Source organism: Kitasatospora sp. MY 5-36, from assembly GCF_001182915.1.
In the GTDB taxonomy this organism is placed as follows: Bacteria; Actinomycetota; Actinomycetes; order Streptomycetales; family Streptomycetaceae; genus Kitasatospora.
Map to the genome: position 1 here is coordinate 1 of NZ_LFVW01000835.1, position 4,031 is coordinate 4,031.

Here is a 4,031-nt window from a genome sequence, read left to right on the forward strand (position 1 = left end):
CCGGGCAGGCCGCGCAGCACCGCCTCGGCCTCGGCGGCGACCGCGACGACGACGAGCAGCCGGGCCCCCGCGGGGTCCGACCGCTCGCCCCGGCCGTCGGCGACGGCGTGCGCGGTCATCGCGGGACCGTCAGCTGTCCTGGGTGTTCAGCTGGAAGTACCAGACGGCGATCGGGGCCTCCTGGTTCGGGTCGCCCTCGACCACGGTCACCACGGTCTTGCCGCTGGAGTTCAGCAGCTTGCCCGCGGCCTGGGCGCCGGACCAGGTCTGGCCCTTGGCGGCCGAGAACAGGCTGTAGCGCCCGCCCTGGTTGGCCGAGCCGCCGTTGGTGAAGGCCCACCAGCCCGTGTCGGCCACGTTCGGCGAGACGCCGACGCCGACCCGGTCGCTGCCCACGACGTCCGAGGAGGGCAGCGAGCCGTCCTTCAGCGCCTTGGTCGCGTCCTCCTGGCACTGCTGCTGCTGGTCCTCGGTGAGCGGGCTGCCGCCGTTCCAGCACAGCGGCTGCGCGACGACCGAGGAGTTGCCCACCGTGAGCGTGGCCTGGTGGGAGATGTGCTCGGTCTGGCCGGCGGCGATGGCGACGGAGGTGCCCACCGTGGCGGCGCCGACCACGACGACGGCGCCGAGGGCGGCGATGGCACGGGAATTGAGGCTCATGCGTCAGAATCTACCGGGCCGGGCCGATCACGCGACGCGGGGGTAGGCACCGCGTGTTGCCGCACCGCCCCGTTCAGGCCACCCGGGGGGTCGCCGGGTGCCGCCGCAGGCCCACCCGGAAGAGCGAGCGGAGCGTCCACAGCAGCGCCAGGCCGACCACCCCGGCGGCGATCGACAGGCCCAGCTCACCGTTCAGCGGCAGCAGGATGCCGACCGCGCCGCCGGCCACCCAGGACACCTGCATCAGGGTCTCCGACCGGGCGAACGCCGAGGTCCGCACCGCCTCCGGGACGTCCCGCTGGATCAGCGCGTCCAGCGCCAGCTTGCCCAGCGAGGCCGCCATCCCGGCCACCCCGGCGACCAGAACCACCGTCACCACGCCGTACCAGAGCGCGGCCGCCGCCGTCACGCAGGTCGCCAGCAGCAGCATCGCGGCGACCGTCGCCTCCGGGCCCCGGGTGCGCAGCCAGGAGCCGAGCACCGAGCCCAGCGCGTTGCCCGTCCCGGCCGCCAGCGCCACCAGGCCCAGCGCCACCGTCGGCCGCAGCCCGCCGATCGGCTCCTCCCGCAGCAGGAAGGCCAGGAACATCACCAGGAAGCCGACCAGCCACTTCATCGCCGACATCGCCCGCAGCGCCAGGATCACCGAGGGGCCGACCGTGCGCAGCGAGGCCTTGACCGGCGGCGGCCGGTGGTGGATCAGGTGCGAGCCCTCGCCGTGCACCTCGGCGTGCAGGACGGCCCGCTGCTCGCCCTTGGCGGAGTCCACCGTGGGCGGCAGGTGGAAGGCCATCAGGGTGCCGACGACGAACACCAGGAAGGCGCCGCGCAGCGGCCAGCCGGGCCCGATCAGGTGCAGCAGCCCGCCCACCGCGGCGGCCACGCCGGTGGCCAGCAGCCCGGCCAGGGTGACCCGGGAGTTCGCCTTCACCAGGGACAGCCGGCTCGGCAGCAGCCGGGGCACCACCACGCTGCGCACCACCCCGTACGCCTTGGACGCGACCAGCACGCCGAGCGCCTCCGGGTAGAGCGCGATGCCGCCGCCGGCGATCACCCCGGCCATCGTCCAGGCCAGCACGGCGCGGGCCAGCATGGCCATCGCCATGGCCGCCCGGCGGCCGTGCGGGAGGCGGTCCAGCAGCGGGCCGACCACCGGGGCGAGGAGGGCGAACGGGGCCATCGTGATCAGCAGGTAGAGCGCGACCCGGCCGCGGGCCTCGCCGGTGGGCACCGAGAAGAAGATGGTGGACGCCAGCGCGATGGTGATCAGCATGTCGCCGAAGGAGTTGAGCGCGTGCAGCTCGATCAGTTTGGCGAGGCCGGACTCGCCCGCGCCCTCGGCGGCGGTGGCCCGGCGGATCCGCCGGCCGGTGCCGTGCACCACCTTGCCGGTGCGGGAGCCGGCGGCGGAGGCGGTGCGGACCAGGAAGTGCCGGCGGGGCTCGGGGACCTCGTCCCCGAACTCGTCCTCGTCCCCGTGCCCGTCCGGCTGCCGCGCGGTCCGGTCGGGGGCTCCCGGCGTCTCCGGGGCCTCGTTCCCGGGCCGGTCCGGGGGGCCGGCGGGCGCCTCGGGGCCGTCCGCCGGCTGCGGTTCGTCCGCGCCGGGGACCGGGGGCTGCTGTCGCGGCACGGCGTCCGCCTGGTCGGGGCTGCCGGCCTGCGGGGCGCGCAGTGCGTGCTGCGACGGGTCGTGGTCCGCCACAAGCCCATCCTGCCCCAGAAACGCCGAGCCGACGCGGGACCGGACTCCGCTCGGCGCGGCCCCGGAGCGGCCGTGTCCGCCCCGGACTGTGCCGGGGCACCGGCCGACGGGTAGCCTGCCCAAGGTCGACCCGCCGGAGCGCCGGGGCGCCGGCAGGCCGGTCGAGCGGCGCGGCCGGTACCCGAGGGGGCTCCCGGTCGCGCAGAATGGACGAGGGACACCGAGCCGCGACGGAACAGGCAACACGCCGTGGGCGACAGAAGAACTGGGAGAGAATCGACGCCGTGAGTGCTGCGATGCGAAGCCGTACCCCCGACCGGCTCTGTGCCGAGGCCGTCGAACTCGCCCGCCAGGCCGCCGAGGAGGCCGTCGGTGCGGAGGCCGTCGGGCCGCACCTGGGCGTCCAGGCCGACGCCGACCGCGTCGTCACCCACACCTTCGAGTGCCTGGACGCGGCCTACCGCGGCTGGCACTGGGCGGTCACCGTCGCCCGCGCCCCGCGCGCCAAGAACGTGACCCTGGACGAGGTCGTGCTGCTGCCGGGCGCCGACGCGGTGCTCGCCCCCGAGTGGGTGCCGTGGAGCGACCGGCTGCGCCCCGGCGACATGGGCCCGGGCGACCTGCTGCCCACCGGCGCCGACGACCTGCGGCTGGAGCCCGGCTGGACCGGCGAGGACGAGCCGGCGCCGAACTCCGCGGTCGCCCTGGTGGACGACGAGGACCTGGTCGTCACCGACCCGCACGTCCAGCCCGCTCCGGCCCGCGCCCGGATCAACGCCGTCGCCGAGGAGCTGGGCCTCGGCCGCAGCCGGGTGCTCTCCCGGCTCGGCCTGCACCTGGCCGCCGAGCGCTGGGAGAAGTCCCACGGCCCGCAGACCCCGATGGCGCAGGCCGCCCCGGCCTCGTGCGCGAGCTGCGGCTTCCTGGTGCCGATCGGCGGCTCGCTCGGGCAGGCCTTCGGCGTGTGCGGCAACGAGTTCGGCCCGGCCGACGGCCAGATCGTCTCCTTCGCGTACGGCTGCGGCGGGCACTCCGAGGCGGCCGTCATCCCGGCTCCGCCGGCGCCGTCCGAGCTGATCCTGGACGAGCTGGTGGTCGAGCCGCTGCCGCTGCACCCGGACCGTGCCTCCGGCTCCGTCGAGCCCGACGGCCCGGCCGAGGAGCTCGGCCACTCCTGAGCCCCGGGCCTTCCTGAGCCCAGGCTTCCGCGGCCCGCACTGGTCACCGACCGGTGCGGGCCGCGGTGCTGTCCGGACGGTTCCGCGCGGCTCCGGGCGGGTGGCGGGGGCGCCGTCGGCGCCGTCCCGGGGCCGACGCCGGCGGGGTCCGTGGTCGGGAGCAGTCGGTGGGGCAGGGAAGAATGCCCTACGACGAACAGGGCAGCGGAAGGTGGCAGGTCCAGTGGAACCTCGGATCATCGGCAGCGGCACGGACGAGCACCTCGCGGACCCCTTCGGGAGCGCCGCGCTGCGCCGGCGGGTGCTGGACGCCTGGGCCGCCTCGCCGTCCCGGTTCCGGGAGGACGCCAACGCCGAGGAGGAGCTGGCGCTCGGCGGCTACCGGGACCGCCTGGTGGTCGAGTTGGCGCAGAACGCGGCCGACGCCGCGGTCCGGGCCGGCCACGGCCCCGGCCGGCTGCGGCTGACCCTCGCCGACGGCGTGCTCGCCG

4 protein-coding genes are annotated in these 4,031 nt (G+C 76.3%); 2 read left to right on the plus strand and 2 right to left on the minus strand.

Features of this window, described 5'->3' with window-relative positions; translation table 11 throughout:
* Window positions 1-129 precede the first annotated feature (129 nt).
* Both AE652_RS46905 and AE652_RS36900 read right to left on the minus strand, forming a co-directional pair.
* On the minus strand, window positions 130-660 hold the full coding sequence (locus tag AE652_RS46905) for a hypothetical protein (protein WP_049659504.1): 531 nt from the start codon (window positions 658-660) through the stop codon (window positions 130-132).
* 73 nt (window positions 661-733) lie between these two features.
* Window positions 734-2,086, minus strand: a complete 1,353-nt coding sequence (locus AE652_RS36900; RefSeq protein WP_049659510.1) for an MFS transporter — start codon at window positions 2,084-2,086, stop codon at window positions 734-736.
* Between the two features lie 572 nt (window positions 2,087-2,658).
* Between AE652_RS36900 and AE652_RS36905 the strand changes: the two genes are divergently transcribed.
* Both AE652_RS36905 and AE652_RS36910 read left to right on the plus strand, forming a co-directional pair.
* A complete protein-coding gene (locus AE652_RS36905; protein ID WP_049659506.1) occupies window positions 2,659-3,540 on the plus strand; it encodes a DUF3027 domain-containing protein in 882 nt (293 codons plus the stop codon).
* 223 nt (window positions 3,541-3,763) lie between these two features.
* Window positions 3,764-4,031 (plus strand): hypothetical protein (locus AE652_RS36910; protein WP_049659508.1); only part of this gene is annotated, 268 nt, incomplete at its 3' end.

What these genes read in the sequence shown, in the direction of transcription:
- AE652_RS46905 (WP_049659504.1), bottom strand. Translation starts at nt 660, where the DNA reads ATGAGCCTCAATTCCCGTGCCATCGCCGCCCTCGGCGCCGTCGTCGTG.
- AE652_RS36905 (WP_049659506.1), top strand. Translation starts at nt 2,659, where the DNA reads ATGCGAAGCCGTACCCCCGACCGGCTCTGTGCCGAGGCCGTCGAACTC.